The organism is Paenibacillus pasadenensis, assembly GCF_002864175.1.
GTDB classification, from domain to species: domain Bacteria; phylum Bacillota; class Bacilli; order Paenibacillales; family Paenibacillaceae; genus Paenibacillus_O; species Paenibacillus_O pasadenensis.
On the sequence record NZ_NFEZ01000004.1, the window covers coordinates 499,144 to 522,804 of the forward strand.

The window sequence follows — 23,661 nt, forward strand, 5'->3', positions numbered from 1 at the left end:
GGAGAAAATCGTGAAGTCAACGAATCTTACGCATTGCGGCTGCGGCGGCGGGCGGGCTACCATCGAATCAGCGACGCCGGCCGCCCGGGCCGAGCCGGTCCCATCCAAGCGGTTGCGAAAGGAGATGCCTATGGCTCATGCATGGACAAGGGTCAAGCGCAGCTGGGAGCTGTACGTGCTGCTGCTGCTGCCTGTCCTGTATCTGATCGTCTTCAAGTACGTTCCGATGTTCGGCGTCCTGATCGCCTTCAAGGATTTCAACATCGTCCAGGGCATCCTCGGGAGCCCATGGGTCGGCCTCAAGCATTTCGAGGCGCTGTTCCGCTCGCCGAACTTTCCGATCCTCATCCAGAACACGCTGCTCATCAGCCTGTACTCGCTCGCAGCGGGCTTCCCGGTGCCGATCCTGCTGGCGCTGGCGCTGAACGAGGTGCGGACCGGACTGTTCAAGCGATCGGTGCAGCTCGTCACCTACGCGCCGCATTTCATCTCCACCGTCGTCATGGTCTCGATCCTCATCCTGATGCTCTCGCCGCATGTGGGCATCGCCGACCGGCTGTACGGCCTGTTCGGCTGGACCGCGCCCAACTTCATGGGCGAGCCGGGCTTCTTCAAGTCCATCTACGTCTGGTCCGGCGTCTGGCAGGAGATGGGCTACGCCTCGATCATCTATATGGCGGCGCTGGCCGGCGTCGATCCGTCGCTGTACGAGGCGGCGAGGATGGACGGCGCGTCGAGGCTGCGCAAGATGCTCCACATCGACCTGCCCGCGCTCGTGCCGATCACCGTCATCCTGCTCATCCTGAGCCTCGGCAACATCATGGGCGTCGGCTTCGAGAAGATCTACCTCATGCAGAACCCGCTCAACGTCGCCACCTCCGAAGTCATCGCGACCTATGTGTACAAGGTCGGCCTGCTCGGGGCGAACTTCAGCTTCTCGTCCGCCGTCGGCCTGTTCAATTCCGTCATCAACCTCATCCTGCTCGTCGCGGTCAACACGATCTCCCGCAGGGTGTCGCAGAACAGCCTGTGGTAAAAGAAGGGAGGATGCCCATGCTCCGCTCCCGGCGCATCAAGGAGCCGATCGGCGACCGCATGCTCGTCGCCGCCATCTACGCGGCTCTCGCTCTTGTCGCCGTCGCCGTCGCCTATCCGCTGCTCTACATCGTAAGCTCGTCCTTCAGCTCTCCGCGAGCGGTCGTCTCCGGACAGGTGTGGCTGCTGCCGGTCGACTTTTCGCTGCGGGCCTATGCCTCGATCTTCCAGAGCTCGCAGCTCATGCTCGGCTACTGGAACAGCATCGTCTACACCGTCGTCGGCACGTTCCTGAACGTGGCGTTCACGGTGCTCATGGCCTTTCCGCTGTCGCAGCGGCGCCTGGCCGGAAGAGGCTTCTTCATGGTGCTGATGATGACGACGATGTTTTTCAGCGGCGGCCTCATTCCCACCTATCTGCTCGTGAAGGAGCTGCATCTGCTCGATACCCGCTGGGCGATGTGGCTGCCGGGCGTGTTCTCGGTATTCCAGGTCATCGTCGCCCGCACCTTCTTCCAGACGTCGATTCCGGCCGAGCTGCAGGAAGCCGCCGAGATCGACGGCTGCCGCGATATCCGCTACCTGTGGAGCGTCGTGCTGCCGCTGTCCAAGCCGATCCTCGCCGTGCTCACGCTCATGTATGCGGTCGGCCACTGGAACGCCTATTTCGACGCGCTCATCTACCTGCGGTCGGAGCATCTGTTCCCGCTGCAGTACGTGCTGCGCAACCTGCTCATCCTGAACGCGTCGGATCCGGAAATGCTGGCCAATACGACCAAGGGGATGCGCGACCAGGGCTTTGAGCAGGCGCTGAAGTATGCGCTCATCGTCGTCGCCAGCGTGCCGGTGCTGGTTCTGTATCCGTTCGTGCAGAAGCATTTCGCCAAGGGCGTCATGGTCGGCTCGCTGAAGGGTTGACCGGCGCGCGGCTTCAAGGAGGTGAGGCTTTCCGTCTGCGCGCCTCTTCCCTGGGAGGAGGCGCGGGAGACAGCACGGCCGGCTCGTCCGCGAAAAGCCGGACGGGCCGGAGCAAGGCTGCGCATGATTGGATTGGACCATATCGAAGGGGGCTGAGCGTATGGGATGGAAGCGCGAGGGGAAGCGGCTGGCCGTGCTGCTGGCGGCGACGGGCCTGCTGCTGGGAGCTTGCTCGAGCGGCAGCGAGAACGGAGCGGCCGGGGGCGAGGCAGCGGGAGCGGCGGAGGACGGAAAGCCGGTCGAGATGACGTTTTTTGCCGTCCAGGGCAAGGCTCCGCTGGAAGAGAACGAGTATACGAAGCGGGTGGAGGAGAAGTTCGGCGTCAAGATCAAGTGGGATCTCGCTCCGCAGGACGCGCTCAAGGACCGGCGGCAGCTGCTGCTGGCCAGCGGCGACTACCCGGAGGTGTTCCTCGAGGGCAAGTTCTCCAACACCGACCTGCTGACGTACAGCAAGCAGGGGGTGCTGATTCCGCTCAACGGCTTGATCGACCAGTACGCGCCCAACCTGAAGGCGCTCATGGAGAAGAAGCCGTACTTGAAGGAGTCGATGACGGCTCCCGACGGCAACATTTACGGCATCCCGCGCTTCAACGAGTGCTACCACTGCACTTATTCCGAGAAGTACTGGATGAACAAGGACTGGCTCGACAAGCTCGGGCTGCAGGTGCCGACGACGACCGACGAGCTGTACGAGGTGCTCCGGGCCTTCAAGACGAAGGATCCGAACGGCAACGGCAAGGCCGACGAGATCCCGCTTACGGGGGCTCCGAACAAAAACGTCTGGAACGGCAATTTCGACGCTTATTTGATGAATGCCTTCATCTATAACGACAACGACAAGTACCTGACGCTTCAGGACGGCCAGGTCGGCTTCGCGGCCGACAAGCCGGAGTGGAGGGAGGGCCTCGCCTATATGCGCAAGCTGTACAAGGAAGGGCTCATCGATCCGGCCGCGTTCACGCAGAACGACCAGGCGATCAGCCAGCTCGGCAATCGCGAGGGAGACGAGATCGTCGGCTCGATGACGACGGCGCTGCTCAGCTATCTCGTCAATGTGTGGGACGACGGCATCACGCGCCATCAGCATTGGGTCGCCGTGCCGCCGCTCAAGGGACCGGGAGGCGTGCAGCTGACCGGCGTGCAGCAGGGCATCACCGACTTCGCCTTCGCGCTGACGAACAAGGCGTCCGAGCGGCAGCAGATCGCGGCGATTCATCTCGTGGACTACGCGTTCAGCGAGGAAGGCGCGCTGCTGAGCGAATACGGCGTCCAGGAGGGCATCGGCTGGAACAAGGCGAAGGAGGGCGAGCTCAACATCTGGGGCAAGCCGGCCAAGTACAGCTTCGACAACCTGCCGCCCGCCGACGAGAACGAGATCCGCAACGACAGCTGGTCGCTGCTCGGACCGAAGGATATGTCCAAGGAGTTCCGCGACGCGTTCGCCTCCAGCCAGAACCCGCTCAGCTCGAAGGGCTACGAGACGCGGCTCGCCCAAGCGACCAAGCTGTACGAGCCGTACGCTCCCGCGGAATTCTATCCGTCCGGCGCGTACCTGCGGCCGGAGGATACGGAGACGGCGGCCCAGCTGACGACGGGAATCAAGGAGTACGTCATGACCAACCTCGCCCAGTTCGTCATCGGCAACAAGGATCTGGACACGGATTGGGACGCGTATGTCAAAGGCTTCGACGGCCTGAACCTGAAGCAGTACATCGACATCTATCAGGCGGCCATCGAGAAGAAGTAGCCGAGCGGGCGCGGCGGGAGCCGAGCGCGCGAAGCGGCGTGAAAACGAGAAAAAACCGGCGGAAAGAGCCGGTTTTTTCTCGTTTTTCGCGATGCGCTTCAATCCGCTCCGCGCCGGAGCCCTTCCGGCCGGCCGGCCGGAAGGCGTCATTCCTCCCGCAGCGAGATGTTGCCCGAGCCGGTGCTCAGCTTCACCTGCACCTGGCCGTCGCCGAAGACCAGCTCGCGCGATTTGCGCTCGCCGTCCTCGTCCTCGTTCCAGTCGCTGCGGAAGCGGCCGGAGCCGACCGAGTACTGGACCGTCGCGGAGGCCGGGGCGATCCTCGTCGCCAGCGTGATGTTGCCGCTGCCGCTGCTCGCGGTGACCGGCAGCTCCAGCCGGTCCATCTCGGCCCGGATGTTGCCGCTGCCCGCATCGAGCTGGAGGGCGGCGAGCACGTCTTCGAGCGAGATGTTGCCGCTGCTCGCCTTGGCCGCCAGCTCCTCCGCGACGACGCCTTCGCCGTCGATGCTGCCCGAGCCGGACCGCAGGCTGATGACGCCGCCTTTGACGCCGGTCAGCTCGATGTCGCCGGAGCCGGTCTTGAACGTCAGCTCCCCGGCCTCGACCCCTTGGGCGTCGATATCGCCGCTGCCGAGCTCCGCTTGCAGCGCTTCGAACTTCCGCGCCGGGAGCTCGATGCGCATCGTCACGTTCACGATGTTGAAGCCGAACGTGAAGGCGCCGCCTTCCTTGCCCTTGACCGTCAGCTCGTCGCCTTGCGGATCAAGCTCCAGCTTGATCTTGTCGAGCGACTTCTTGCTCGCGCGACCGGTGATCGTCGCGATGATCTTGTCGTCGCTCGCGCCTGCCGCCAGCTCGATATCCATGCTGCCGGCCTCCGCCCGAAGGCGCGAGATGCCGTCCGCCGGCACCTCCTCGCTCAGCCTCACTTCTTCCGTGCCGAATTGGAGGAGCGACTCCCGGTCGCCTTGGCCAAACGTCACGCCGGCGCCGATCAAGCCGCCGAGCAGCAGGATCAGGCCGAGCAGGACGACGTTCCTCATGCTGCGGTTCATCTCGCCACGCTCCTTTTCATCATCTTCGTGTTGGCCAGCAAATACTTCAGCGTCAGCCGCATGATGCCTCCGGTCAGCTTATAGGCCGCGGCTCCGAGCAGCAGCCCGAGTCCGCCGGCGATCATCGCGCCGAAGACAGCGAGCGGCATCGCGATCGCGTCGCCGGTCCATCCTTCCAGCAGGACCGCGAAGGCGGCGATGACGAACGAGCCGGCGACCGCCCACAGCGCGAGCAGCAGCCCGAGCAGGGCGAGGTACGGGCCGAGCACGAACACGAGATTGAAAAAGCCGAGCCCGACCGCGGCGAACACCGCCCTCGAGACGAGCCGCACGCCTCCGCCTCCTTGGCTGGCTGCCTCGACGCGGTAGCCGAGCAGCAGCTCGCGCGCGACCGCCCGCGGATCGCCGAGCTCCGCCGCTGTCTGCTCCTCCGGCTGCCCCTGCTCCGCCGCGATCCGAAAATGCTCCTCGTAGTCATACATCCATTCCCGCCGCTTCGCCTCGGGAACGGGGGCGAGCTGCTGCCACAGCTCGTTCAAGTAATGCTCCCTCGTCATCGTTCCACACCTTCCTTGATCAATTCGTCGACGGCATGCGAGAAGGTCCGCCACTCGCGCACGAGCTCCATCAGATGCTGATGCCCGAGCGGCGTCAGCTTGTAGTATTTGCGGGGAGGGCCTTCCGTCGACTCGCGCAGGTAGGTCGTGAAGTACCCTTCCTGCGTCAGCCGGTTGAGCAGCGGATAGACGCTGCCGACCGCGACCTCGAACTTGGACGACATGGCCACCGCCAGCTCGTAGCCGTAGCGGTCCTCCCAAGCGGTCAGGGAGAGGACGCACAGGTCGAGCACGCCTTTTTTGAATTGCACGTTCATCCGCATGGCTCCTATCTTATGCACGGTATTGATTAATGTGTAATAGCTGTCGATGAGGAATACCGTTCGCTGGAACCAACATACCATGCGCTATTCATCATGGCAAGATAGCGGCGCGAAAATCGGACGAAAGCCCGGCGGCCCCTCCGTCTCGAGACGGAGGGGCCGCCGAACCAACACCTGAAAAAATCAAACCTCACCCCTGAAGTTCCTGCCTTGTTGCAACCGCTTCACGAGCGCATAATCCAGATATAACTTGCCAAGGGGGACTTGAAAGGTGGAAAAACAGATGAGAAGGTCCGAAAAGAAAGCTCTGAAGAAATCCGCGCTGCTGCTGACGGCAGGCGCGCTGGCGGTCGGCCTCGCGGCATGCGGCAGCGGCAACGAGCCGGCGGCCAATACGGGCGGCGCGTCCAACGAGGCGGCAGCCAATACGGGAGCCTCCGGCGGCGACAGCGGCAAAAAAGTGACGATCACGTTCCAGAACATCTACCCGGACGAAACCTCCGTGACGAACAAGATCATGAAGGAGCTCGTCGCCGACTACGAGGCGGCCAACCCGAACATCAAGATCGAGCTCGACTCGCTCAATACCGACCAGCAGAAGCTGAAGCTGAAGACGCAAGCGGCCTCCAAGGAAGTGCCGGACATCACGATCGTGAATCCGGCCGCCCAGATGAAGCCGTTCGTCGACGCGGGCGTGCTTGCGCCGCTCAACGACATGCTCGACCAGAACGGCCTGAAGGATACGTTCCAAAAAGGGCTGCTCGACTACTACAGCTTCGACGGCAACGTATACGCCCTGCCGGACGGCAACAACATCGAGGTCGTCTACTATAACAAGGACCTGTTCGCCCAAGCGGGCATCACCGACGTGCCGAAGACGTTCGACGAGATGCTCGAGGACGTCAAGGCGCTTAAGGCGAAAGGCATCACGCCGATCGCGATCGGCGAGAAGGATACATGGACCGGCTCGTTCCTGTTCATGAACATCCTGCTCCGCACGAACGGCGGCCCGGGCTTCCTGCAGGACGTCATGGACGGCAAGAAGGACTTCAACGATCCGGCGTTCACGGAAGCGGTCGACGCGTTCCAGGAGCTGGTGCAGGCCGGCGCGTTCCCAGAGGGCGCGACGAGCATCGACGCCAACGCAGGCGGCAACATTTTCAAGACGGGCAAAGCGGCCATGTTCATCATCGGCTCGTGGGAAACGGGCAACATCGACGCTTCCAGCGTAGCGGGCAAGGTCGGCGCGTTCTCCTTCCCGACGGTGAACGGCAAGGGCGACGTCAACCAGTTCATGCTGGCGCCGGGCTCCGGCTTCGCGATCAGCGCGAACAGCAAGCATCCGCAAGAAACGAAGGACTTCCTGAACTACTTCATGACGAACTTCCCGAAAAAGAAATTCGAGCTGAAGGACGCAGTCGGCCTCGGCCAAGTCGTCGAAGGCGACTTCGCGGCAGCGGGCTACTCCGATCTGGCGGTCGGCATCCTCGATCTGTTCAAGAGCGTCAGCGGCGGCGACCTCGCCTTCGACAACACGATGAACCCGGCCGTAGCCCAGGCTCATCTGAGCAGCATCCAGAACCTGTTCGTGCAGAAGGTCGATTCCAAGCAAGTGGCGAAAGAGCATCAAGACGCGTTCGCGGCCAACAAGTAAGCCTGCGATAGGCAGCTAGCCGGCCCCCTGGCCGGAAGAAAGGCCGGGCGGCAAGGACGGTTTCCCCGAAAGGGGGCTGTCCTTGCCTTTTCGGCACAGCGGACGGCTCTCGTCCGCTGCGGGAGAGGAGTAGAGATAAAACCATGAATGTGCTCAAAGTGCGTTGGTGGACGATCGGAATCTTCGTGCTTCCTTGTCTGCTGCTGTATATGATGATGGTATTCGTCCCGATCGTCATCTCGGGCTATACGAGCCTGGTCGAGTGGGACGGCATCGGCGTCAACAAGACGTTCGTCGGCCTCGACAACTACGTCGACATCCTGTTCCATGACCCGCATTTCTGGCCGGCGGTGCGCCGCACGCTGATGTACGCGGTGTTCTCCATGGCGGAAATTCCGATCTGCCTGCTGTTCGCGATCCTGATCAACCGCTACGTCAAGCGCGGCAACCGGCTCGTGTCGATCTACTTCATGCCGGTCATCCTGTCGGTCGTCATCATCGGCCAGCTGTGGAAGACGATCTACAACCCGCTCGACATGGGCGGCATGATCAACGGCATCCTGAACGCGCTCGGCATGCAGGGGCATATGCGCGCCTGGCTGAGCTCGCCGCAGTTCGCGATGTACTGCCTGTACTTCGTCTCGCTCTGGCAGTATTTCGGCTATCACCTCATCATCCAGTTCACCGGCGTCCAGAACATCCCGTCCGACATCTACGAGGCGGCCAAGATCGACGGCGCGGACGGCTTCAAGGCGGACCGCTACATCACGCTGCCGCTCATCGTGCCGGTGTTCAAGATTTCCATCGTGCTGGCGTTCATCGGCTCCCTGCAGGCATTCGACCTCATCATGGTCATGACCGGCGGCGGACCGGCCCACGCGACGGACGTCATCTCGACGCTCATGTACAACAACACGTTCCTGACCTTCAAGTACGGGTACGGCAGCGCCTTGGCCATGACGCTGGTGTTCATCTGCCTGGCGTTCACCTTCGTCATCAACGGCGTCTTCAACCGCATCGAGAAAAAGGTCGGCTAAGGGGGAGATACGGTCTATGGCATCCATCAAAAAAGGAGTCGTGTATCTTCTCCTCGGCATCCTTGTCGTCACGCAGGTGTACCCGCTGCTCTGGCTCATCCTGTATTCCTTCAAGACCAATGAGGAAATCCTAGGCGGGAGCTTCTTCGCGCTCCCGGCGTCTCCGCGCTTCGCGAATTATACGGAGGCGTACGAGCAGGGCAACTATCTGCGCTATCTGTTCAACAGCATCTTCGTCACCGTCATCACGATGGTCGTCGTCATCGTGCTGGCGTCGATGGTCGCCTATGCGATCTCCCGCTTCCGCTGGAAGCTGGCGCCGGCCGCGCTGCTCGTCTTCATGCTCGGCCTCATGATCCCGATGCAGGCGACGCTGCTGCCGCTGATGGTCATGTTCAAGAACATCGGCATCCTCAACACGCATTGGTCGCTCATCCTGCCGTACATCGCGTTCCAGACGCCGGTCGCGGTGTTCATCCTGAGCGGCTTCATGAAAGGCATCCCGCATGAGATCGAGGAGTCGGCGTTCATGGACGGCGCGAGCGTGTACCGGATCTTCCGCAGCATCATCCTGCCGATCTCGGTGCCGCCGATCATGACCGTCTGCATCCTGACGTTCATCAACATCTGGAACGAGTACATCCTGGCGGCGACGTTCATATCCTCGGAGCGGCTCAAGACGCTGCCGTTCGGCGTCAACAGCTTCGTCAGCCAGTACACGACCAATTACGGCAACATCGGCGCGTTCCTCGTGATGGGCGCGATTCCGGTCATCCTGATCTACTTCATCCTGTCCGAGCGCATCACCAAGGGCATGGTGGCCGGCGCCGTCAAGGGCTGACGCTCTCGGCAGAACCGGGCAGAACCGGGCAGAACCGGGCAGAACCGGGCAGGGCCGGTCCAGCCGGAGCGGTCCGGAGCCTTCATCGTCAACCGCTTATTCGGTTCATCCGCTTCAAAAGCGAACCCCGCCTCCCGCGCGAATTTTTTTCGCGCGGGAGCGCGGGGCTTTGCCGTCATTCTGCCGTCCAAAGGGGGGAAGCTCATGTGGCCGCGCAGCCAGACGCTCCAGCAACGGCTCTTTCTCGTGCTGCTCTGCTGCATGACCGGGATCGTCATCGTCGTCAGCCTGCTGTTCTACAACCGCACGACCGAGCAGCTGCAGCGCAAGATCACCGACCTGTCCCAGCGCAACGTGTCGCAGACGATCGGCCTGTTCGACCTGCTGGACAAAGGCTTCGACAGCCTGTCCAAGTCGATCTCCAACAACTTCGACCTCGTGCGGCTGCTGCAGGCGAGCCCGACCGAGCCGCGCGAGCGGTTCGCGAACGAGCGGGCGATCACGAACATCATCGGCACCAACTACTTCTCCCGCGACGATATGATCGGCATCCATATCATCACCGACCGCGGGCCGGTGTACAATTACGGCAATTACATCAATGAGATGGTGCCCGGCTACCGCTCGGCGGACTGGTACCGCTCGATCGTCGAGGAAGGCGGCAAGATCGTCTGGCTCGGCATCTATCCGTCGTCGATCGTGGACCAGAACGAGCATCGTCCGGTGCTTGCCTTCGGACGGCAGCTGTTCGACCTCGACGAGCATCGCCCGATCGGCGTCGTGCTGTACGAGTCGAGTCCAGCCCCCATCGTCGCGGCGCTCGCCAACCTCAAGCTGAGTCCGAGCAGCGAGGTGTATCTGATCGACGAGGGCGGCCGGCTCGTGAGCTCGACCGGCGGAGCGCGGCAGCTGCCGGCGATCGCCGAGGGGCCGCGTCCGGAGACGGCCGGGGAATCGCTCGTCACGGAGAAGGACGGCAAGCTCGTCGTCTCCTCGCGCCTGCCGTTCGCGGAGTGGACGGCGATCACGGTGACGCCGGCGCGCGACCTCAAGGTGGAGCTCGTCGAAATGCAGCGCTATCTCATCATCGTCGGCGTCGTGCTCGTGCTGCTGTCGATCGTCGCCGCCTCGGTGCTGTCCAACATGATCTCCTCGCCGATGCGCCGCCTCATCCGCGAGATGAAGCGCGTCGAGCTCGGCAACTTCCAGGGCGTCATCGAATCGGGCAGCTACCGCGAGATGGACGCGATGGCGTCCTCGTTCAACCGCATGGTGCGGCAGATCGGACGGCTCGTCGACCGGGTGCGCCAGAGCGCGGCCGGCGAGAAGAACGCCGAGCTGCTCGCGCTGCAGTCCCAGGTCAATCCGCATTTCCTGTACAACACGCTCGACATGATCTATTGGATGCTGGACGAGCGGGAGGAGGACGATCTCGGAGAGGTCGTGCTCGCGCTCTCGCGGATGTTCCGCTACAGCAGCCACTGGGAGCAGGGCGCGCCGGTGACGCTGAGGGAGGAGCTGGAGCAGATCCGCGACTATTTGACGATCATCACGATCCGGCTGGAGGGCCGGGTGTCGGTCGGCATCGACATTCCGGAGGAATGGCTGGACGTGCCGATGCCTAAAATGATCCTGCAGCCGGTCATCGAGAACGCCGTCAAGCACGGCCTCGAGCCGTTGTCCGGCGACGGCCGGCTGGAGCTGACGGCCGAGGCGCGGGAAGGTCGGCTGCTGCTGACGGTGCGCGACAACGGCGTCGGCATGCCGGAGGAGACGCTCGCGCGGCTGCGCGCCTCGTTCGAGGCTGCGCCGCAGGTCAAGATCCAGCCGGGAGCCGAGCGCAGGCAGGGCGGGATCGGGCTCGCCAACGTGCATCGCCGGCTGCGCCACACGTTCGGCGCCGGCTACGGCCTGCAGGCGGACCGCGAGCCGGACGGCGGCACCGTCATCCGGCTGACGCTGCCGATTCCGCCGCTGGCCGGACGGACGCAAGCGCAGGCGGAGCCTGCGCCGGCAGCCGACTCGCAAAAGGGAGAGGAGACGCAGCAGTCATGAACATCCTGATCGCAGACGACGAAAGCATCATCCGCACCGGCATCCGCCGGACGCTGGAGCAGTCCATGCCGGACTGCGGCATCCATCTGGCCGCCTCGGCCGACGAGGCGGCGCGCGTGCTGTCGGAGCATCCCATCGACATCGTGCTGACCGACATCCTCATGCCCGGCATGGACGGCTTGGAGTTCATGCGCCTGTCGCGGCGCAGTTATCCCGCCATCAAATGGGTCGTCATCTCGGCTCATTCGGAATTCGCCTACGCGCAAAAAGCGGTGCAGCTCGGCGCGAAGGACTATCTGCTGAAGCCGATCGGCAAGAAGCGGCTGCTGGAGCTCGTCGGGGAGCTGGCGGCCGAGCTCGCGGCGGAGAGCAGCGCCCTCAAGGAGGGAGAGCTGCTGCGCAGCAGCCGCAAATACTTGCGCGAGGCGATGTTCCAGCGGCTCGCCTCGGGCCAGGATGTCGGGCAGCTGGACGTGCCTTCCCTGATGGACCGCTATCCTTCGTTCCATCTCGTCATGGTGCGCCTCGAGCCGGGACTGCGCGACGCGGGGCTGGAGCATTTTGTCGTGGACAACGTGTTCAGCGAGCTGCTGGAGCGCAGCGGCGACGGATTCGTCGTCAGCTATGACCGGCATACGCTCATCGGCGTCGCCGCCGTGGAAGCGGAGGAGGCGCTGTCCGGCCTGCTGGCCAGCCTGCGCGGCTACCTCGGCCGCTACCTGCGGATTCCGTTCCAGATCGCCTCCAGCGGCCGGATCGGCGAGATCGGGGAAGTTCCGGACGCCGTGCGGAAGCTGTACCGGACGATGACGGCCGCGGACGAGCCGGGCCAGGCGCCGCTGCGCATCAAGGGCGGCAGCGACAACAAGGCGATCGAGGTCGCCCTTCAATATATCGCCGCCCACTATCGGGAGGAGTCGCTGTCGCTGGAGCGGATCGCGGCCGTCGTTTATCTCAATCCGGTCTATTTCAGCCAGCTGTTCAAGCAGAAGACGGGCCAGGGCTTCAAGGACTACCTGATCGGCTTGCGCCTGGAGGAAGCGCGCCAGCTGCTGCGGGAGTCCGATCTGAAGCTCGGAGAGATCGCGGAGCGGATCGGCTATCAGGACATGCGGCATTTCACGCAGGTGTTCCGCAAGCGATTCCAGATGACGCCGACAGAATATCGGCAAGAGAAGAAGAACACGGCTCCAGGCATTTCGAATACCTGACATCAGAATGGAATCTATGGCCGGCCTCCCGTCTCGACAGGACAGGAGGCTTAGGTCCGTTCTCGCAGAAAACGATTTTGGCGTAGGGCGGATGCGGCGTCGGGGAGGGCCTTGGGACAGATACATAAAACCAAGGAGAGCAGGTAAAAATACACAGGCGGACGATCCCGTCAAGGAGCCTCGGAAACGGAGAAGCGAATCCGGAGCCGAGCGGATGCGGATGCCCCGGCCGTTGCGGAGCCGGGAGTGGCGTGAAATATTATGAATAAAGATGAATGGATATTCATTTCGGTTTCTGGCTTCCAAGAGGCCGCAAGCGGACAAGGAAGGGAATGGAAGCAAAAAAAGCTTATATTATGCAGATGTTTTACTTTATCAAACATTTGCGTTAATTGAATAAAGCGACAACGTATTAGTCAATAAAACTGCATAATTATCAGTAAATTTAAATGATTTACACGATGAGTGCATAGTGATAAATTTATTTGGCAAAAGAAAATAATGCAAGTTGTGCTTCATCAAGTAGAATAGTATAATTCAATATATGCTATTCAACCATTAATGTGAGGGGCGTGTAAGGTTAGTGTACAAAAAGACAGGATTGACACTGGCGGCACTTATGATCGCGGGCGGCGTACTTGCTGCATGCGGCGACAGCAATAATGGCAATGCAGGCAACACCGGCGCAGCCAATACGGGCAACGAGAATGCGGCTGCGAACAATGCAGGCGGAGAAGCGGCAGCTCCTTCCGGCGACCAAGTGTTCCGCATGAACCTCACGTCCGAGCCTCCGACGCTCGACCCGGCCCTGATGCAGGACAACGTGTCCGGCACGGTAGCCGACGGCATCTTCGAAGGCCTGACCAAGAACGACAAGAACGGCGAGACCGTTCCAGGCATGGCCGAGAGCTGGGAAGTATCCGAGGACGGCAAGACGTACACGTTCAAGATCCGCTCGGACTCCAAATGGTCTTCCGGCAACCCGGTCACCGCGCATGACTTCGAATTCTCCTGGAAGCGCACGCTCGACCCGAACGCGGCCAAGCCGGCTCCTTACGCTTACCAGCTGTACTACATCGAAGGCGCTGAAGCCTACAACACCGGCAAGGGCGATGCAGCCGGCGTAGGCGTCAAGGCTCTCGACGACACGACGCTCGAAGTGAAGCTCGTCAACCCGACGACGTACTTCCTCAGCCTCGTCAACTTCTACACGTACTACCCGGTCGACAAAGTCACCGTCGAAAAAGATCCCAACTGGGCGAACGAAGCCGCTACCTTCTCCAGCAACGGTCCGTTCAAGCTGACCCAATGGGAGCACAACGCCAAAGTCGTGATCGAGCGCAACGAGAACTACTACGGCCAAGCCGACGTGAAGCTCGACAAGGTCGACTTCGCCATGATGGCGGACTCCAACACCGAGCTGAACAACTTCAACACGGACCAGCTCGACTGGGCCGGCAAGCCGACGGGCACGATTCCGGGCCCGCAGATCGACAAGCTTCGCAAGGAGAACGATCCGCAGCTGAAGATCACCGACGCCGCGAGCTCGTACTACTACATCTTCAACCAAAGCAAAAAGCCGTTCAACAACGCCAAGGTCCGCAAGGCTCTGTCGATGTCCATCGACCGCCAGCTGCTGATCGACCGCGTCGTGCTCGAAGGCCAGAAGCCGGCATTCGGATTCGTGCCGCCTAGCATCACCGGCGCCGAGAAGAGCTTCCGCGAAGAGACGCAAGAGACGTACTTCTCCGAAAACGTCGATGAAGCCAAGACGCTGCTGGCCGAAGGCCTCAAGGAAGAGGGCATGGACTCCTTCCCGGCGACGACGCTCATCTACAACACGTCGGACAAGCACGCCAAGATCGCGACCGCAATCACGGAAATGTGGAAGCAGAACCTCGGCATCGAAGTGAAGACCGAAGTCCAGGAATGGAAAGTCTTCCTCGACAACCGCACCAACCTGAAGTACGACATCGCTCGTGCAGGCTGGGGCGCGGACTACAACGATCCGATGACGTTCCTCGACCTCTACATCACGGGCAGCGGCAACAACGACATCGGCTACAAAAACGCCGATTACGACAAGCTGATCAAGGACGCTTACGCTTCCGCCGACAAGGCTGAGCGCGTGAAGCTGCTCGCTCAAGCGGAAAAAATCCTGATCGACGACATGGCTGTCATGCCGGTTTACTATGACACCAGCTCTTCCCTCGTCAAGGCTTATGTGAAGGATGCCTTCATGACGTACAACGGCAACATCAACTACAACTACGCTTACATCTCCAAATAAGCATACCGCCTGAGCAACTGACAGAGAGAAGAAGGGACCGCGGCAGGAGCCGTCGTCCGGCGCTTTCCGGCGCCGGACCGTCTCCGGACGTCCCTTCTTTCTTTGCGGTTGGGCAAGGTAATGAAAAGAGGTGCTGGAATGATTCGTTTCATCGGCCGGAGATTTCTGAACATTCTCCTGTCTCTGTTTGTCCTTGCAACCCTGACCTTCTTCCTCATGCAGGCGGTGCCGGGCAACCCTTTCCTGGATGAAAAGACTCCGAAGGCTGCGCAAGAAGCTCTCAAAGCCTTTTACGGCCTCGACAAGCCGCTCTGGCAGCAATATCTCGTCTACCTGGGCAACATCGTGCAGGGCGATCTCGGCATTTCCTATAAAACGCCGGGCCAAACCGTCACGCAGATCATCTCCCAGTCGTTCCTCTACTCGGCCAAGCTGGGCATCTTCGCGATCATCGTCTCGGTCATCGTCGGCGTCGCGCTCGGCATGATCTCCGCGATGTACAACCGCAAGCTCATCGACAAGTTCGCCGTCGTAATCTCCATCCTGGGCATCTCGATCCCGAACTTCGTCGTCGCTTCCGTCACGCAGTACTATATCGGCGCAGAGTGGAGATGGCTGCCGGTTTCCGGCCTCAACTCGCCGCTCGGCTACGTGCTGCCGACGTTCGCGCTGTCGGCGCTGCCGATCGCGTTCATCGCGCGGCTGACCCGCTCCTCCATGCTGGAGGTGCTGACGGCCGACTACATCCGCACCGCCAAGGCCAAAGGCATGTCGCCGCTGCGCATCACGCTCCGCCATGGCCTGCGCAACGCGATCCTGCCCGTCGTCACCTATCTCGGGCCGATGAGCGCCAACATCATCACCGGCGGCGTCGTCGTCGAGAAGATCTACAACGTGCCGGGACTCGGCCAGTTCTTCACGAACAGCGTCACGAACCGCGACTATCCGCTCATCATGGGCATTACCCTGTTCTATGCGGTCATCCTGATGTTCGCCCGCTTCCTCGCCGACATCGGCTACGCGATGGTGGATCCGCGGATGAAGAAGAGCAGCAAGGGAGGCTGATCAACAATGGACCAGATCAAAGAAACGAAACGGCCTCTTCCCGATCCGAAGAAGTTCGTGCCGCTGAAAAAGCGCGATTTCGCGCAGCAGCAAATGGCGCCGAGCTACACGACCTGGAAGCTGGCCATGATGAAGCTGACGGCCAACAAGTTCGCCATGGCTTCGGGTGTCGTGCTGCTGCTGATGATCATCATGGCGGTCATCTACCCGCTGTTCACGCCGCATGACTTCCGCTCGCAGCAGCTGCTGGACACGTTCCTCGCGCCAGGCGGCACGCATTACTTCGGTACGGACGAGCTCGGCCGCGACCTGTTCGCCCGCGCTTGGAAAGGCGCTCAGATCTCGCTGACGGTCGGCATCGTCGCCGCCATCGCCGACGTCATCCTCGGCATCATCATCGGCGGCATCATGGGCTACTTCGGCGGCAAGGTCGACGAGGTGCTCAACAAGATCAGCGAAATTCTCTACTCCATTCCTTACCTGCTCGTCGTCATCCTGCTCGGCGTCGTGCTCGGCCAAGGCATGTGGACGCTCATCATCGCGCTCACCGCGACGGGCTGGATCAACATGGCCTGGATCGTGCGCGGCCAGATCATGCAGCTCAAAAACCAGGAGTATGTCCTGGCAGCCAGAGCCATGGGCTCCGGCGGCTTCCGCATTCTGTTCAAGCATCTCATCCCGAACACGATGGGCCCGATCATCGTCACGATGACGCTGACCGTACCGAGCGCCATCTTCGCGGAGGCGTTCCTCAGCTTCCTCGGCCTCGGCGTGCAATCCCCGGCCGCATCATGGGGCGTCATGATCAACGACTCGCTTACGAGCTGGACGATCTACCCGTGGACGCTGCTCTTCCCGGCAGGCATGCTCTGCCTCGCCATGCTCGCGTTCAATATTTTCGGCGATGGACTTCGGGATGCGTTCGATCCGAAGACCCGGGTGGAATAAAACGTCCGATCCGACCATGAACGTTCTGCCGCCGCCGGCTGCCGGTGAAGGCAGGGCGGCAGCATTTCATATGACTTCTCGCAGCGGGCCTAGCGCGGCCCCTGCGCTAAGCAACCGATAGATGAGGAAGGTGAAGCACCATGGAACCGATTCTTAAAGTCGATGATCTGCGCGTCTCGTTCCGCGTGCGCGGCGGCGAAGTCCAAGCCGTGCGCGGCGTATCCTTCGAGATGGCCAAGGGCGAGGCGCTTGCGATCGTCGGCGAATCCGGCTCGGGCAAGAGCGTCACGGCCCAGTCGATGATGCGCCTCATTCCGACGCCGCCCGGCACGTACAAGGGCGGACAGATCGTCTTTGAGGGGAGCGACCTGCTCAAGAAGACGGAGAAGCAGATGGAATCCGTGCGTGGACGCGATATCGGAATGATCTTCCAGGACCCGATGACGTCGCTCAATCCGACGATGACGATCGGCTCCCAGATCGTCGAGGTGCTGACGCGCCACCAGAACATGAGCAAGGACGCCGCCTCCAAAAAGGCGGTCGACATGCTCCGCCTCGTCGGCATTCCGAACCCGGAAGCCCGCGTGAAGCAGTACCCGTTCGAGTTTTCGGGCGGCATGCGCCAGCGCGCGATGATCGCGATCGCGCTCAGCTGCGACCCGACGCTGCTGATCGCCGACGAGCCGACGACCGCGCTCGACGTGACGATCCAGGCGCAGATCCTGCAGGTCATGAAGGACATGCAGGAGAAGCTCGGCACGTCGATCATCCTTATCACGCATGACCTTGGCATCGTCGCCGACATGTGTGATAAAGTGATCGTAATGTATGCGGGCCAAGTCGTGGAGCGCGGCAACAAGTTCGAGATCTTCAAGTCGCCGCAGCATCCGTACACCCAAGGCTTGCTCAAGTCGCTGCCGCGTCTGGACCAGCGCAAGGACGAGCCGCTCATCCCGATCGATGGAACGCCTCCCGACATGGCGAATCCTCCGCAAGGCTGCGCGTTCGCCGCCCGCTGTCCGTACGCGATGGAGGTCTGCCTCGAGCAGGATCCGTATATGTTTACGCACAGCGACACCCACGAATCCAAGTGCTGGCTCCACGCCAAGCCGGAGTAAGGAGGAGAACCGATGGCAAGCCAACCGAACGCGATGCTCGAGGTGGACAACCTCAGCAAGTTTTTTGAAGTCGGCAAGGGCAAGACGCTCAAGGCGGTCAACGGCCTGAGCCTGTCCATCCGCAAGGGCGAGACGCTCGGCATGGTCGGCGAGTCCGGCTGCGGCAAGTCGACGGCCGGCCGCACGATCATGCGCCTGTACGAGCCGACTTCCGGCCAAGTGCGCTACAATGGCTCCAACATCTACGATCTCAAAGGCTCCAAGCTCAAGGCTTTCCGTCGCGAGATGCAGATGGTATTCCAGGATCCGTACGCCTCGCTGAACCCGCGCTGGACGGTCGAGAACATCATCGCCGAGCCGCTGGACATCCACAAGCTCGTGTCCAGTCCCAAGGAGCGCAAGGTCGCCGTCGAGCTCCTGCTCGATAAGGTCGGCCTGAACCCCTCGCATCTGACGCGCTACCCGCATGAATTCTCCGGCGGCCAGCGCCAGCGCATCGGCATCGCCCGCGCGCTCGCGGTCGATCCGAAATTCATCGTCGCCGACGAGCCGATCTCCGCGCTCGACGTGTCGATCCAGGCGCAGGTCGTCAACCTGCTGCAGAACCTGCAGCGCGCCGAAGGCCTGACGTACCTGTTCATCGCGCATGACCTGGCGATGGTCAAGCACATCAGCGACCGCATCGCCGTCATGTACCTCGGCAAGCTCGTCGAGATCGCCGACAGCGAGGATCTGTACGCCGATCCGCGCCACCCGTACACGCAGGCGCTGCTCTCGTCGATCCCGATCCCGGATCCGGAGATCGAGGCGAACAAGGAGCGCATCGTGCTGCGCGGCGATCTGCCGAGCCCGATCAGCCCGCCGAGCGGCTGCCCGTTCCGCACCCGCTGCCCGGCGGCGACCGAGCGCTGCGCGGCCGAAGTGCCGGAGCTGCGCCAGGTCGGACCGAATCCGTCCCACTGGGCCGCCTGCCATTATGCCTGATCGATCCAGCCTCCGCCATCCCGCTTGCCGGGAGGGCGGAGGCTTTTTTTGCCGACGGCGCCCTGCGTCCGGTCAGCTGCGGAACCAGGACAGGAGCGCGCGGCCGGCGCCGGGGCTCACGGTGCCGGGCCGAACGCTGCCGGGGCGGACGAGCGGATTCGGAGGCGCGGCCTGTCCCGGAAGCCTCGGCCCTCCTGCCGCTTGGCCCGACTGCCGGTGATGCCGCTTCAGCTCCAGCTCGTAGCGATATAGGTCATCTGCCATCATAAAGGGTTCCTCCTTGGGTTCCCCGTCAAGCGGAAAGGCGGGAATGCCTAGTCCAAGCTTGCCGGGCTGCGATCTGAATCCAGCTTAACCGGCAGCTGTGACAACAGGGTGGCAGCAATCCAAAAAAAGACGGAACAAATGTTCCTGGGGAGCGAGAGCGGAATGGGTAATAGGAAACGAGGCGTTGACGGCGGGCGGGCGAAGCAGGTACCCTTTGCACAGAAGGAAGCCCGAGCGGGCGAGGAGGCGGGATGATGAATTCTTATGCGAGCATACCCGGCAACACCGAGCTGAACCATCTACAGCGGCGCAAGATGGAGCTGCAGCTGTATATGCCGCCGCTGACGATGGAGAAGGAGAAAAGCGAGGCGTTCTGGCAGCCGCGCCTCAAGCAGGCTTGGAGCAAGCCGCTGCGCGAGACGCGCAAGCGCGTGGACGAGGAGCTGTTTCCCTATGCGGATGTGTATCGGATCACGTATGAGGGCTATGACGAGACGCCGGTAAGCGGACTGTATATGGTGCCCGCGCAAGCGGCCCGGGAGGGCCGGCAAGTTCCGTGCATCGTCATCTACCCCGGCTACACGGCAGGCGCCGGCTACCCCGAGGATCATGCGGGCTGGCTGCTGGCGGGCTATGCGGTGCTGGCCGTCGATGCGAGAGGCCAGGGGGGCGAGACGGGCAGCCTGCTGCCCTCGCTGCATGGCATGGCCAAAGGATGGATGACGCAAAATCTGCTGGAGGGGCCGGACCGGACGTATTACATGGCGCTTTTTGTCGACAGCCTCAAGGCGCTGCAGGCGGCGGCCTCGCAGCCGGAGGTCGACGCGCGCCGGCTCGTGCCTTGCGGCGGCAGCCAAGGAGGCGGCCTCGCGCTGGCGGTGGCCGCGCTATGCGGCCTGGAGGCGCCCGCCGGCATCGATCTGGCGGCCGTGCTCGCCGACATCCCGAACCTATGTCATGTCGACCAGGCGATCTTCAGCTCGGCTGGCTCGCTGTCCGAGGCCGGGCAGCTGGCGAGCCGCAAGCCGGAGGAGCTGTCGCGGCTGCTGGAGCATCTGGCTTGCTTCGACAACATGAATCTCGCTTGCCGCATCTCGGCGCCGGTGCTCGCAAGCGTCGGCTGGAAGGACCCGATCTGTCCTCCGGAGACGGTCTACGCGGCGTACAACCGCATCCATGCGCCTAAGGAAATCCGCGACTACCCGTTTCTCGGCCATGAGGTGAACGGCGCCCATCGTCGGGACAAGCTGCAGTTCGTGCTGGAGCATGCGGGACGCTAAGTCGGCCGGACTCGGGCGCGCAGCTGCGGAGATCGCAGGCAGCCCTGTTCCGTAATTGAACTCGAAGAAGCCCTCCGGCCGCGCGCAGCGGCAGGGGGGCTTCGCCATGCTCAGATCTTTCTCGTCTGCGACCGGAACATCAAGAACAGGAAATAGGGCGCCCCGATCAAGGTGATGAACAGTCCGGACGGAATCTCGACCGGAGCGAGGATCGTACGGCCGACGGCATCGGCCATCACCATGAGGAGAGCTCCGATCAGGCTGGACAAAAGGATCGAGCGGCGCGTGTTGTGGCCGATCAGGCTGCGGACCATGTGCGGGACGATCAGTCCGAGGAAGCCGACCGTTCCGGCGACGGCGACGGCCCCTGCGGCGAGCAGGACGCCTGTCGTCATCGCGGCCAATCGGGTTTTGCGCACCGGCAGGCCCAGTCCGGCGGCGCTGTCGTCGGAGAACGCCAGCACGTCGAATTTGCGGCTCAGCCGCACGGCCACAGGCAGCAGGACGGCCAGGAAGAGGGCGATCACGCCGACTTGAGTCCATGTGCGTCCGTATGTCGAGCCCGTCAGCCAGATGTAGCCGGTGCTTCCCCATAGGGGACCGAGCACGATCAGCGCTTGAATGCCGGCAGAGCCGACAGCGGAAACCGCGATGCCGAGCAGGATGAGGACCGCGGGGCTGAGCGATTTTCGCCATGCGAACAGGAAGATGATCGCCGCAGCCGCGGCGGCCCCGCCGACAGCCGCGATCGGGAGCAGGAAGATCGGAGACTCGGGCCAGGCGATGAGCACCAGCAAGGCTCCGAAGCCGGCTCCCGAGGTCACGCCGAGAATCGAGGAGTCGGCCAGCGGATTGCGGACGGAGGCTTGGATCAGCACGCCGCTCACGCTCAGCGCGATGCCTGCGCCTGCGGCGACCAGGGTGCGCGGCAGCCTCAGGTTCAAGAGGACGGAATAGGAGCCGGCCTGCTCCGAGCCGATCAGGCTCGCGAAGAGCTGGCCGAGCGGGATGCGCGTGCCGCCCATCGTCATGCTGACGAGGATGAAGGAGACGACGGCCGCGAGCATGATGGCGGCGAGCAGCGGAAACCGGATCGGCACGCGGCCGGAGCCGATCGACATCGGCGACGAGGGCGGCGAGCCCAAGGCGCCGTTCATCTTGCGCAGGATGAGCCAGATCAGCCACGGGGCTCCGATGATGGCCATCATCGCGCCGACGGGCATCTCCCCCATGCTGCTGCGCACGATCCGCGCCAGGACGTCGGCTCCGGTGAGCAGCACGGCTCCCCACAGGGCGGCTGCCGGCAAAAGGCCGCTATGCTTGCTCAGTCCGCTCAGGCGGACGAGATGCGGCGCGACGAGGCCGACGAATCCGATCGGTCCGGCGACGCTGACGACGACGGAAGCGGCAAGCACGGCCAGCGTCAACCCCGCGAAGCGGGCGAGCTCCACCTTTTGCCCGAGCGATCGGGCGGTGGACGGATCCAGGTTCAGGACATCGAATTGCCTGCTCATGAAAAAGGCGATCAGCACGACCGCGACGACCCCCGGCCAAGCGTAGGAGACGCCGTGCCAATCGAGCTGGGCGAGCGAGCCCGAGCCCCACAGGAAGAGCGACTGGGTTTCGGTGGCATGGAAAATATGCAGCGCGCTCGTAAAGGAACCGATGACCATCGCGACGATCATGCCGGACAGGGCCAGCCGGATCGGCGTCGCGGCTCGCCCCCCTCCGAGCACGTAGGCGCATAGCGCGGCCAGGCCGCCGCCGGCGGCGGCGAAGAGGAACGGAGACTGGTGAAGCAAGGTCGGGAAGTAGACCGTTCCGGCGACCACCATGAAATAAGCGCCCGCATTGATGCCGAGCGTATCGGTGGAAGCGAGCGGATTTTTGGTCGCGGTCTGCAGCAGCGCTCCGGCCACGGCCAGCCCTGCTCCGGACAGGACGCCCAATATCGCGCGCGGCAGGCGCATGTCCCAGATGATATGATGCTCAAGCGCATCCTGGCGATGGAGGAGGGCGTCCGCGACGACATGGACCGGAATCTGCGCTTCTCCGAAGCATAGGCTGGCAATCAGCAAAAGGAAGAGGGCAGCAGCGCCGCCCCCGAATAGGATGCTTGTTCTCATTTTGTGATCGCGTCGACGACACGGTCGACCAATGCTTTGGAAGAAAGCGGGCCCCCGAACGTCCATGTATCTCCGCCGATGCCGTAGGTCCGGTTCTCTTTCACGAAGTCCAGGCTGTTCCACACCTTGTTGTCTTTCGCCGATTCGCCGAAGACATTGTCATTGTCCTGGACGATATAGATGAAGTTGGAGCTGCTCACGGCCGGCAAGGATTCGAAGGTCGCGTCCGTAAAGCCGTATTTCTCGAATTTTTCCGACTTCCAGTCGTTGATCAAGCCGATGCGGTCGAGCGTTTGGACGACGGTCGAGGTGTCGGTGAACATGCGCAGCGCGGCTGCGTTCTGGCTGGTGAACGCTTGGGTGATGACATAGTGGAAGTTGTCCTTGCCCGCTGCCGCCAGCTTCTGCTTGGCCTCCGCATAGTGCGCGTCGAGATCGGCAAGCACTTGCTCGGCTTCTTTCGATTTGCCCACGGCTTGGGCGATCGTCTTGAAGTCGTTGACCATGCCCGTGTAGGCATCTCCTTCGTTCGGATAAGGATCGAACTCGATCGTAGGGGCGATGGCCTGGAGCTGATCGTAGATCGCGTCGTTGTTGTCCGTGTTGGAGATGATGAGGTCCGGCTTCAAGGAGGCGATCGTCTCCAGATTGGGCTCCCAGCGCAAGCCGACGTCCGTGACGCTGTCCGCCAGCGCGGCTTCGTCCGTGACATAGAGCTTGTATTCCTTGTTGTCCGCGTTGCCTACGGGCTGAATGCCGAGCGCGATCAATTCCTCGGAATAGATCCACTCCAGGGCGACGACCTTTTCAGCCGGCTTATCCAGCTTAGTCTCGCCTTTTCCGTGCTTGATGACGATCGGACCTGCCGTCTCGGCAGAGCTCGGAGCGGGAGAGCTCGTAGCGGCAGAGCCGGTGTTTTCCGTCGTTGTCGAACCGCAAGCTGCCGTAAGCAGGAGCACGGCAAGCAGGGCTGTCGTGCCAGACAAAAGCCTTTTCATTTTGTTACCCCCGGTGATTGATGATAATTTATCGCGATCAATAATGAGAATCACTATCACTCGCAACGAGTTGAGCCTATCACCGA

The 23,661-nt window shown here is 62.3% G+C and carries 20 protein-coding genes; 14 read left to right on the forward strand and 6 right to left on the reverse strand.

Annotation, left to right across the window (positions count from 1 at the left end; all coding sequences use genetic code 11):
• Positions 1-124: 124 nt before the first annotated feature.
• The 3 genes from B8V81_RS11860 (at position 125) to B8V81_RS11870 (ending at position 3,763) form a co-directional block, all read left to right on the forward strand.
• Positions 125-1,036, forward strand: a complete 912-nt coding sequence (locus B8V81_RS11860; RefSeq protein WP_043111471.1) for an ABC transporter permease — start codon at positions 125-127, stop codon at positions 1,034-1,036.
• Positions 1,037-1,053: 17 nt separating this feature from the next.
• A complete protein-coding gene (locus B8V81_RS11865) occupies positions 1,054-1,953 on the forward strand; it encodes a carbohydrate ABC transporter permease (protein ID WP_028599433.1) in 900 nt (299 codons plus the stop codon).
• Positions 1,954-2,113: 160 nt separating this feature from the next.
• A complete protein-coding gene (locus tag B8V81_RS11870; RefSeq protein ID WP_043111472.1) occupies positions 2,114-3,763 on the forward strand; it encodes an extracellular solute-binding protein in 1,650 nt (549 codons plus the stop codon).
• A gap of 146 nt (positions 3,764-3,909) precedes the next feature.
• Here B8V81_RS11870 and B8V81_RS11875 read toward each other — a convergent pair whose 3' ends face one another.
• From B8V81_RS11875 to B8V81_RS11885, 3 genes are read right to left on the reverse strand one after another with little or no spacing between them, the layout of a single operon-like run.
• Positions 3,910-4,821, reverse strand: a complete 912-nt coding sequence (locus B8V81_RS11875; protein ID WP_101808439.1) for a DUF4097 family beta strand repeat-containing protein — start codon at positions 4,819-4,821, stop codon at positions 3,910-3,912.
• A complete protein-coding gene (locus tag B8V81_RS11880) occupies positions 4,818-5,378 on the reverse strand; it encodes an HAAS signaling domain-containing protein (RefSeq protein WP_028599436.1) in 561 nt (186 codons plus the stop codon). The genes B8V81_RS11875 and B8V81_RS11880 overlap by 4 nt, the downstream gene beginning before the upstream one ends.
• Positions 5,375-5,695 carry a PadR family transcriptional regulator gene (locus tag B8V81_RS11885; protein ID WP_101808440.1) on the reverse strand — a complete coding sequence of 107 codons (321 nt, stop codon included), beginning with the start codon at positions 5,693-5,695 and terminating at the stop codon, positions 5,375-5,377. The genes B8V81_RS11880 and B8V81_RS11885 overlap by 4 nt, the downstream gene beginning before the upstream one ends.
• Positions 5,696-5,984: 289 nt before the next feature.
• Here B8V81_RS11885 and B8V81_RS11890 point away from each other — a divergent pair, with 289 nt between their 5' ends.
• From B8V81_RS11890 to B8V81_RS11935, 10 genes are all read left to right on the forward strand, one after another.
• Positions 5,985-7,355: a sugar ABC transporter substrate-binding protein gene (locus tag B8V81_RS11890; RefSeq protein WP_028599438.1), complete on the forward strand. Its 1,371-nt coding sequence runs from the start codon at positions 5,985-5,987 to the stop codon at positions 7,353-7,355.
• 143 nt (positions 7,356-7,498) lie between these two features.
• Complete coding sequence (locus B8V81_RS11895; protein ID WP_028599439.1) at positions 7,499-8,392, forward strand: carbohydrate ABC transporter permease; 894 nt, start codon at positions 7,499-7,501, stop codon at positions 8,390-8,392.
• A 16-nt stretch (positions 8,393-8,408) separates the two neighbouring features.
• Complete coding sequence (locus B8V81_RS11900; RefSeq protein ID WP_028599440.1) at positions 8,409-9,233, forward strand: carbohydrate ABC transporter permease; 825 nt, start codon at positions 8,409-8,411, stop codon at positions 9,231-9,233.
• Positions 9,234-9,437: 204 nt separating this feature from the next.
• Entirely contained in the window at positions 9,438-11,288 is a 1,851-nt protein-coding gene (locus B8V81_RS11905) for a cache domain-containing sensor histidine kinase (RefSeq protein WP_028599441.1), read from the forward strand.
• Positions 11,285-12,499 carry a response regulator gene (locus B8V81_RS11910; RefSeq protein WP_028599442.1) on the forward strand — a complete coding sequence of 405 codons (1,215 nt, stop codon included), beginning with the start codon at positions 11,285-11,287 and terminating at the stop codon, positions 12,497-12,499. Before B8V81_RS11905 ends, B8V81_RS11910 begins: the two co-directional genes overlap by 4 nt.
• Positions 12,500-13,082: 583 nt before the next feature.
• A complete protein-coding gene (locus B8V81_RS11915; protein WP_028599443.1) occupies positions 13,083-14,789 on the forward strand; it encodes a peptide ABC transporter substrate-binding protein in 1,707 nt (568 codons plus the stop codon).
• A 138-nt stretch (positions 14,790-14,927) separates the two neighbouring features.
• Positions 14,928-15,854, forward strand: coding sequence for an ABC transporter permease (locus B8V81_RS11920; RefSeq protein ID WP_028599444.1), 927 nt, complete (start codon positions 14,928-14,930; stop codon positions 15,852-15,854).
• A gap of 6 nt (positions 15,855-15,860) precedes the next feature.
• A complete protein-coding gene (locus B8V81_RS11925) occupies positions 15,861-16,802 on the forward strand; it encodes an ABC transporter permease (protein WP_028599445.1) in 942 nt (313 codons plus the stop codon).
• A gap of 140 nt (positions 16,803-16,942) precedes the next feature.
• Positions 16,943-17,920 (forward strand): ABC transporter ATP-binding protein, encoded by a 978-nt coding sequence (locus B8V81_RS11930; RefSeq protein WP_028599446.1) that lies wholly within the window; start codon positions 16,943-16,945, stop codon positions 17,918-17,920.
• Positions 17,921-17,932: 12 nt separating this feature from the next.
• The gene (locus B8V81_RS11935; RefSeq protein ID WP_101808441.1) at positions 17,933-18,904 is read left to right on the forward strand and encodes an ABC transporter ATP-binding protein; all 972 of its coding nucleotides are present in this window, start codon (positions 17,933-17,935) and stop codon (positions 18,902-18,904) included.
• A gap of 72 nt (positions 18,905-18,976) precedes the next feature.
• On the opposite strand, the gene B8V81_RS11940 is transcribed toward B8V81_RS11935, so the two are convergent.
• The gene (locus tag B8V81_RS11940; RefSeq protein WP_028599448.1) at positions 18,977-19,171 is read right to left on the reverse strand and encodes a hypothetical protein; all 195 of its coding nucleotides are present in this window, start codon (positions 19,169-19,171) and stop codon (positions 18,977-18,979) included.
• Positions 19,172-19,422: 251 nt separating this feature from the next.
• On the opposite strand from B8V81_RS11940, the gene B8V81_RS11945 reads away from it, so the two are divergent.
• Positions 19,423-20,451: an acetylxylan esterase gene (locus B8V81_RS11945; protein WP_101808442.1), complete on the forward strand. Its 1,029-nt coding sequence runs from the start codon at positions 19,423-19,425 to the stop codon at positions 20,449-20,451.
• A 110-nt stretch (positions 20,452-20,561) separates the two neighbouring features.
• Here the strand turns inward: B8V81_RS11945 and B8V81_RS11950 are convergent, their stop codons facing one another.
• Positions 20,562-22,577, reverse strand: coding sequence for an iron ABC transporter permease (locus tag B8V81_RS11950; RefSeq protein ID WP_043111473.1), 2,016 nt, complete (start codon positions 22,575-22,577; stop codon positions 20,562-20,564).
• On the reverse strand, positions 22,574-23,575 hold the full coding sequence (locus B8V81_RS11955) for an ABC transporter substrate-binding protein (protein ID WP_028599450.1): 1,002 nt from the start codon (positions 23,573-23,575) through the stop codon (positions 22,574-22,576). Before B8V81_RS11955 ends, B8V81_RS11950 begins: the two co-directional genes overlap by 4 nt.
• Between the last annotated feature and the right edge of the window lie 86 nt (positions 23,576-23,661).